Source organism: Serinicoccus sp. CNJ-927 (assembly GCF_001942435.1).
GTDB classification, from domain to species: domain Bacteria; phylum Actinomycetota; class Actinomycetes; order Actinomycetales; family Dermatophilaceae; genus Ornithinicoccus; species Ornithinicoccus marinus.
This window is the reverse complement of record NZ_MKKF01000011.1, coordinates 402,951-409,679: the sequence shown is the minus strand read 5'-3', so window position 1 is coordinate 409,679 and position 6,729 is coordinate 402,951. Positions and strand designations below refer to the sequence as shown.

10 protein-coding genes are annotated in these 6,729 nt (G+C 73.2%); 5 read left to right on the top strand and 5 right to left on the bottom strand.

From position 1 onward, the window contains the following. The first annotated feature begins 98 nt into the window (after window positions 1–98). A complete protein-coding gene (locus tag BJF86_RS05940) occupies window positions 99–785 on the top strand; it encodes an aspartate/glutamate racemase family protein (protein WP_075817345.1) in 687 nt (228 codons plus the stop codon). 84 nt (window positions 786–869) lie between these two features. Here the strand turns inward: BJF86_RS05940 and BJF86_RS05935 are convergent, their stop codons facing one another. Continuing rightward, complete coding sequence (locus BJF86_RS05935) at window positions 870–2,189, bottom strand: hemolysin family protein (protein ID WP_075817343.1); 1,320 nt, start codon at window positions 2,187–2,189, stop codon at window positions 870–872. A gap of 146 nt (window positions 2,190–2,335) precedes the next feature. Between BJF86_RS05935 and BJF86_RS19300 the strand changes: the two genes are divergently transcribed. Together BJF86_RS19300 and BJF86_RS05930 are read left to right on the top strand one after the other, a co-directional pair. Further along, complete coding sequence (locus tag BJF86_RS19300; protein ID WP_269087258.1) at window positions 2,336–2,461, top strand: hypothetical protein; 126 nt, start codon at window positions 2,336–2,338, stop codon at window positions 2,459–2,461. 150 nt (window positions 2,462–2,611) lie between these two features. Further along, a complete protein-coding gene (locus BJF86_RS05930; protein WP_075817341.1) occupies window positions 2,612–2,797 on the top strand; it encodes a hypothetical protein in 186 nt (61 codons plus the stop codon). A gap of 83 nt (window positions 2,798–2,880) precedes the next feature. Here the strand turns inward: BJF86_RS05930 and BJF86_RS18745 are convergent, their stop codons facing one another. After that, window positions 2,881–3,363: a hypothetical protein gene (locus BJF86_RS18745; protein ID WP_237768098.1), complete on the bottom strand. Its 483-nt coding sequence runs from the start codon at window positions 3,361–3,363 to the stop codon at window positions 2,881–2,883. Continuing rightward, on the bottom strand, window positions 3,321–4,151 hold the full coding sequence (locus BJF86_RS18740) for an MFS transporter (protein ID WP_237768097.1): 831 nt from the start codon (window positions 4,149–4,151) through the stop codon (window positions 3,321–3,323). The genes BJF86_RS18745 and BJF86_RS18740 overlap by 43 nt, the downstream gene beginning before the upstream one ends. A 60-nt stretch (window positions 4,152–4,211) precedes the next feature. On the opposite strand from BJF86_RS18740, the gene BJF86_RS05920 reads away from it, so the two are divergent. Both BJF86_RS05920 and BJF86_RS05915 read left to right on the top strand, forming a co-directional pair. Then, on the top strand, window positions 4,212–4,811 hold the full coding sequence (locus BJF86_RS05920) for a hypothetical protein (RefSeq protein ID WP_075817339.1): 600 nt from the start codon (window positions 4,212–4,214) through the stop codon (window positions 4,809–4,811). Beyond that, entirely contained in the window at window positions 4,808–5,350 is a 543-nt protein-coding gene (locus BJF86_RS05915) for a winged helix-turn-helix domain-containing protein (RefSeq protein ID WP_075817337.1), read from the top strand. The genes BJF86_RS05920 and BJF86_RS05915 overlap by 4 nt, the downstream gene beginning before the upstream one ends. A 92-nt stretch (window positions 5,351–5,442) precedes the next feature. Here the strand turns inward: BJF86_RS05915 and BJF86_RS05910 are convergent, their stop codons facing one another. Both BJF86_RS05910 and BJF86_RS05905 read right to left on the bottom strand, forming a co-directional pair. Next, a complete protein-coding gene (locus tag BJF86_RS05910; protein WP_075817335.1) occupies window positions 5,443–6,153 on the bottom strand; it encodes a hypothetical protein in 711 nt (236 codons plus the stop codon). Further along, a complete protein-coding gene (locus tag BJF86_RS05905; RefSeq protein ID WP_075817333.1) occupies window positions 6,150–6,647 on the bottom strand; it encodes an acyl-CoA thioesterase in 498 nt (165 codons plus the stop codon). Before BJF86_RS05905 ends, BJF86_RS05910 begins: the two co-directional genes overlap by 4 nt. Window positions 6,648–6,729 lie beyond the last annotated feature (82 nt).

Genomic DNA, 6,729 nt, shown 5'->3' with positions numbered 1-6,729 from the left:
GCACGGCTGCCTCAAACACCGCACCCCTTACGACGAACACACCGCCTGGGCCCACCGCCACCCCGCCGCAGCTTGACAAGCTAGACCCTGGGATATCTATGCGGACGATCGGGCTGCTGGGCGGCATGAGCTGGGAGTCGAGCGCGGAGTACTACCGCCTCCTCAACGAGGGCGTCCGGGACAGGTTGGGTGGTCTGCACTCCGCCCGCCTGGTCCTGGCGTCGGTGGACTTCGCGCAGGTCGAGGCCATGCAGGTCGCCGGCGACTGGGAGGCCGCGGGCCGGCTGCTCGCCGCCGAGGCGCGCGGCGTCGAGGCGGCCGGTGCGGACCTGCTGCTCATCTGCACCACCATGCACAAGGTGGCCGACCAGGTGCAGGCGGCCGTAGGCATACCGCTGCTGCACCTGGCGGACGCCACCGCGCGGGCCGTGCAGGGCGCCGGGATCGAGCGGGTCGGGCTGCTCGGCACAGCCTTCACGATGGAGCAGGACTTCTACACCGGGCGGCTCGCCGACCACGGCCTGGACGTGCTCGTGCCGGACGCGCCGGACCGCGAGCTGGTGCACCGCGTCATCTACGACGAGCTCTGCCTGGGCGTCGTGCGCGAGGAGTCGCGGCAGGCCTACCAGCGGGGCGTCGCCGACCTCGTCGAGCGCGGGGCGCGGGGCGTGATCCTCGGCTGCACCGAGATCGAGCTGCTGCTCGGGGCCGACGACGTCGACGTGCCCGTCTTCGCCACGACCGCGCTGCACGTCGAGGCTGCCCTGGACGCCGCGCTGGGGTAGCCCTGTGCGCAGTGGTGCGTCACACCCGTTGCTGGGAGCACGGATGTGACGCACGGTCCTGCACCACCATCGGCACGTATGCCCTCAGCCGGGCCGCTTCCTCTCGCCCCCGGGCGCCTTCTCCCGCACCACCTCGACCTCGGTGATCCGCAGCCCCTCCAGCCCGACCACGGTGAGCCGCACGTCGTCGAGCGCGACGCTGTCACCCTCCTCCGCGAGCCGCCCCAGCCGGTCCAGGACCAGCCCGGCGACCGTTTCGTAGGAGCCGTGCGGCAGCGCCAGCCCGAGCGCGTCCTCCAGCTCCTCGACGATGAGGCTTCCCGACACGACGGCCCGCCCCCCGGCGCGGACGAGCGAGTCCTCCGGGTCGCGGTCGGTGTCGTACTCGTCGTAGATCTCCCCGACGACCTCCTCGACGAGGTCCTCGATGGTGACGATGCCCTCGGTGCCGCCGTGCTCGTCGACCACGAGCGCCAGGTGCTGCTGCTCGGCGCGCAGCAGCGCGAGCGTGGCCAGCACCGGCTTGGTGACCGGCAGCGCGGTGATCTCGCGGACGACCTCGCGGACCTTCCGCTGCTCGCGCTCGGCCTCGGGCAGGGTCAGCAGGTCCCGGATGTGCACGAAGCCGAGCACGTCGTCGACGCCCTGGTCGGTGACCGGGTAGCGGCTGTGCCCGCTGTCGCGCACCGGCCCGACGACCTCGGCGACGGTGGCGTCCGCGGCGAGGAACTGCACGTCCGGACGCGGGCGGAGCACGTCGCCGAGGGTGCGCTCGGCCGCGCGGAAGACGTCGGAGAGGATCTCGCGGCTGTAGGGCCGCAGGTCGCGGTTGTCCTCGACGGTCCGCCGCAGCTCCTCGATCGTCATCTCCTCGCTGGTCGCGTCCGGGTCGCCGCCGAGCAGCCGCACCACGAGGTTGGTCGAGACCGAGAGGAACCAGATGACCGGCCGGAGCAGCGTCGCGAAGAACCCGAGCGGCGGCGCCAGCGCGCGGGTGAACCCGGCCGAGCGCTGCATCGCCAGCCGCTTCGGCGCGAGCTCACCCAGCACCAGGGACAGGTAGGCGATCACGAGGGTCATCGCGACCAGGGCGACCGGGTCCGCGACCGATTCGGGCATACCCAGGCGCTGCAGCCAGGCCGACACCGACGGTGAGATCGTCGCGCCGCCGAAGGCCGAGGAGAAGAAGCCGGCGACGGTGACCCCGACCTGGACGGCGGAGAGGAAGGTGTTGGGGTCGCGCACCAGCTCGGCGATCCGCGCGCCCCGCTCGCCGGAGCGCTCGATGTCGTCGACCTGCGAGGGTCGCAGCGACACGATCGCCATCTCGGTCGCCGCGAAGACGCCCCCGACGAGCACGAAGAGCAGCACCAGCGCGATGTTGGTCAGCAGGGCGGCATCCATGCGGTCAGGGTATGCCGCGCGGCCGGCCCCAGGTCCGCTCGGAGTGCGGTCGAGAAACCCGTTGCGGGCGCTCGGCCAGGAGCGCCATGCTGGTCCTCTCGGACGCATCCGGCGTTCGTGGACCGACCGGAAGGAGTGCCCCCGCCATGTCCAGCCTGCTGACCCTCGGCCTCGTCATCGACCTGCCGCGCAGCATCGCGCCGCGCGACGCGGGAGCGAGCACTCCCCGGTCCGGCGTACGCGCCGGCCACGGAGCAGTCGCCCGCCACTGAGCGGGCACGCACCCGTCTCCACCCCGAGGCCTCACCTTCCCGCACGTCCGGTCACCGGCCGGCGCTGCGGCCTCCCCGTGACCCCTCGGTCCAGCCCCCGCGGCCACGTGCCACAGGGGACACCCGCCACCGTTCGAGAAGGACACCATCATGAACGACCTCCAGCTGATGCTCGCCCGCTCCGAGGCGGCCGAGCGCGAGCGCGACCTGCAGCGACGGCTGGCCCGGCGCCGGCACGCGACGGCCCTCGACGCCGCGTCGCGCGGCCGCCGCAAGGGCTCCTGGGACCGTGCCCTGGCGCTGTTCCAGGGCCGGCCCGCCCGTGCGCCGCACTGACCGCCCGGTCCCCGCGCGGAGTGACCACGCATAGCACGACCGTCATCGGGAAGTTTGCCGATGACGGTCGTGCTATGCCGTGGTCACTCCGCGTCCGTGGCGGGGGCGAGCGCGTCCAGCTCGCGCGGCAGGTCGCGCATCCCGATGAGCGGTGAGAGCAGCACCGGCAGCGAGGCCAGCACGCACAGGGTCGAGAAGATCCACATCGTGGGGATCACACCCAGCTCGCGGCCGAGCACGCCGCCGAGGAAGGCGCCGATCGGCATCGGGCCCCACACCAGGAAGCGGATCGAGGCGTTCATCCGGCCCAGCAGCGGCTTGGGGCAGAGCCGCTGGCGGAAGCTGACCTGCACGACGTTGTAGACGACGACCGCCCAGGAGATGAGCAGGTTGCCGACGAGCAGCGTCGGCACCGGCGGCAGGATCGAGGCGAGCGGCACCGTGAGCAGGGCCAGGCTGCCCAGCAGCGAGGCGATGGGGATCGAGCGCCCCTCGCCGACGAGCCGGCCGAACCACCCCGACGTCACCGCGCCCAGGATGCCGCCGACCGCCCCGAGCGACAGCACCAGACCGAGGGTGGTCTCCGAGAACCCGAGGTCGTGACGGCATACAGGACGAAGAGGGCGAAGATGCCGCTGGAGGAGAAGTTGGTGAGCCCGGTGCACGCGACGATCCGGCGCAGCAAAGGATGGCCGAGCACGAAGCCCAGACCCTCACGGATCTCGGTCACCAGCGGGCGCCGTGCCTCGGGGTCGGGCGCCTGCTCCTCGTGGCGGATCCGGCTGACGAAGAGCGAGGACAGCCCCATGCAGACCGAGGTCACCGCGATGGTGAGCGGTGAGCCCAGGAGGCGGACCAGGACGGACGCGGCGGCCGGCCCGACGACGAACGCCGCCTGCTGGCTGGCCTGCAGCTTGCCGTTGCCGTCGCTGATCTGGTCGCCGTCGACGATCTCGGGCAGGTAGGACTGGTTCGCGACGTCGAAGAAGACGGTGATGCAGCCGACCCCGAAGGCCACGACGTAGACCTGCCACATCGTCAGCGCGTCCAGCAGCCACGCCACCGGCAGGGTGAGCAGCAGCGCGGCCCGCGACAGGTCGCCGAGCACGAGCACCCGCTTCTTGCGCCACCGGTCGACCCAGGCCCCGGCGGGCAGCCCGATGAGCAGGAAGGCCAGCGACTCCAGCGCCGCGAGCAGGCCCATCTCGAAGGCGTCCGCCCCGAGCAGCTGTACCGCCATGAGCGGCATCGCGAAGCCCACGAACTGCGCCCCGAAGACGGAGACGGTATCGCCCATCCAGAGCTGGCGGAAGTCGTGGTGGCGCCAGAGGCTGCCGGGTCGGGGCGAGGTCACGCCGATGATCCTGCGGCAAGTGATTGAGTTCTGTCAATCACTTTTGCGTAGGATGCCGGCATGGCGGCTGGCGACTCCTGGCTCTACATCGTGACCGACATCGAGGTCGACGGGCCCTGGCCCGGGCCCAACTCGATGCGGTCCTTCGCCAGCGTCGCGGTCCGCGAGACCGGCGAGGAGGTCGACACCTTCGAGGCGGTGCTCGAGCCGCTGCCGGGCGCCGCGCCCAACCCCGACACGCTCGCGTGGTTCCAGGGGCACCCCGAGGCCTGGGCCGCGTGCACCACCGACCCGGAGCCGGTGCCGGAGGTCATGGCCCGCTGGGTCGACTGGGTCGCGGCACTCCCCCGTCCGCGGGCCTTCGCCGCCTCCCCGATCGCCTTCGACGGCCCGTGGATCGACCTCTACCTGCGGCGCTTCACCCGCTACGGCCTCACCATGGGTCCCTACGAGACCGACACCCTCTTCGACCACGGCGCGCTCTGCCTGCGCAGCTACGCCGCCGCCGTCCTCGGCCGCCCGGTCGGCGAGATCTCCCCGCACACGCTGCCGCCGGACTGGCTCGGCGACGTGGCGCATACCCATCGCGCCATCGACGACGCCCGGGGGTATGCCCATCTCCTCGGCGAGCTCATGCGCCGCTCCGGGGCGGTCCGGTGACCCCGGCGGGCGAGCGGCGAGCGAGGGAGCAGCCCTTCGACGCCAGCGACGCCGAGGCCAAGGCGCTGGCCTCCGGGCTGCGGCTGCGGATCCTGCGCCTCACCCTGGACGAGCCGCTCACCAACCGGGAGATCGCCGATGTCCTCGGGCTCAACCCCGCCACGTGTCTGCACCACGTCCGCACCCTCGTCGACACCGGCTTTCTCGAGGCCCTGGAGCCGCGGCGCGGACGACGCGGCGCGCGGGAGATCCCCTACCGCGCCACCGGGCGCTCCTGGTATGCCCGCACCCCCACCATCTCCCCCAGCATGGTCGAGGCCTTCGTCGCCGAGCTCGGGCAGGTCCCGGCGGACCGCACCGACGTCACGCTGACCCGCCTCCGACTCAGGCTGCCGCCGGAGGAGCTGGCGGAGTTCCGGCGTCGGCTCCACGAGCTGGTCATGGAGTTCCACGACCGCCCGCGAGACCCGGACGCCGAGCCGTGGTCGTTCTTCCTCGCCCTCCACCCGGAGGCCCTGAGCGCCCAGCCCGGCGACTGACGGCCTGACCCGGACCGGTCGGCCTCCGGCCGGCCCACGGATCTGGACATCGGTTTCCGGGGCGGGGGCACCACTTCCCGATGTCCAAGAACTCACGGCCGCAGCACGACGTGGCCTGCCGCGGTCGACACCCGCAGCCAGGGGCCGTTGCGGTGGACGAACGCCGCGGCCCCGGGAGGTAGGCCAGCCCCGTCCGGCCCGAGAAAGCCGAGCGCGTGCGCGGCGAGCGCTGCCCCAGCCGGCACCGCAGCGCCCGCTCCCTCGCCAGACCCACCGGTCCCCGGCAGCGGTCGCCCCCACACCCGGGCCCGCAGTGCGCCCACGGCCGCCGAGCCGGAGCCCTCGGGCGAGCCCTGCGCCACCTCGGCGATCCCGTCACGCGCCCCCTGCGCCAGCATCTCCAGCGCGATCTCGTCGACCCGCTCCCAGCCACCCATCGGCGGCGAGAGCGCAGTCCAGGGCGGCGTGACCGTCGTCGGCGGCACCGGCAGCGTCATCGACACGTCCCCGGTCGAGGCCCGCCTCGCGAAGCGGTCGGCCAGCCCGGCCAGCGGCACGGTGACGTCGAGCGCCTCCTGCCCGGTCGCGAGCGCCATCGTCCGCAGCCCCAGCACGAGCCCCGAGCGCAGCACTCCCTGACCGGGCAGCACGCACACCCAGGCGCCCAGCACCGGACGCGCACCGCCGGTCACCTGCAGCCGGATGGCCCCGCCCTCGTCGAGCACCGACGCCCGCCGCGCAAACGTCGCGAGGTCGGCCAGGCCCTCCCCGTCGGGGAAGGCGAGCCTCGAGCCGCCGCTCACGCGGTCGCCCCGCGGGCCCCTCCGCCGACCGACCGGTCGCTGCGCAGCACGGGGCTCGGGCCGGTCACCGCGGCCAGCGCCTCCCGCTCCTCCGCCCCGAGCCGCCGCGGCCGCTGCTGCCGCAGGTCGTAGGCGACCAGGCTCACCCGGCCCCGCGCATAGACGGTGTCGTCCCCCTCCGGCCCGGCGACGGCATACCCGAGCTCGAAGCTGGCGCCCCCGACCCCGCCGCACCACACCGCGACCCGGGCGGGGGCATAGGCGAACTCCATCGGCAGCAGGTAGTCGATCGCCTGCGAGACCACGAGCATCCCCTCGTCGATGAGGTCACGGCCCTGACCGAACCACGCCTTGAAGGCGTGGACCCGGGCCTCCTCGAAGAGCCGGAGGTACTGCACGTTGTTGACGTGGGCGTAGGCGTCCAGGTCCGACCAGCGCACGGTGATGTCGAAGACCGAGGCCACCTCGGGGACGTCGGGCAGGGAGGTGCTCATGGCGCCATTGTGTCGCGACGCCCGCGTGGCGGGGGCCACGGGTGCCGACCCTCGATCCCGGCGACTGGTAGCGTGGGCGGGG